Source organism: Massilia frigida (assembly GCF_011682175.1).
Classification (GTDB): Bacteria; Pseudomonadota; Gammaproteobacteria; order Burkholderiales; family Burkholderiaceae_D; genus Telluria_A; species Telluria_A frigida.
In genome coordinates this window covers 1-334 of sequence record NZ_WHJG01000204.1, presented here as the reverse complement: position 1 = coordinate 334, position 334 = coordinate 1, and the positions used below count along the sequence as shown (strand labels likewise).

Genomic DNA, 334 nt, shown 5'->3' with positions numbered 1-334 from the left:
GTCTCGCGCGGCGGCGCGATCATGGCCAAGTGGTGCCTCGCGCATCACAAGGAATCGTTCCTGTACACCCACTTCGAAGACATCTGCGCCATCATGAAAGCCTACGACGTCTCGTTCAGCCTCGGCGACGGCCTGCGTCCGGGCTCGATCTACGCCGCCAACGACGAAGCGCAACTGGCCGAACTGAAAACCCTGGGCGAGCTGACCCAGGTCGCCTGGAAGCACGACGTGCAGGTCATGATCGAAGGCCCGGGCCACGTGCCGATGCAGCTGATCAAAGAGAACATGGACCTGCAGCTGGACCAGTGCGGCGAAGCGCCGTTCTATACCCTGG

The 334-nt window shown here is 62.6% G+C and carries 1 protein-coding gene; it reads left to right on the top strand.

All coding sequences use genetic code 11. From position 1 onward, the window contains the following. Positions 1–334 (top strand): phosphomethylpyrimidine synthase ThiC (locus F2P44_RS34695; protein WP_187363532.1); only part of this gene is annotated, 334 nt, incomplete at both ends.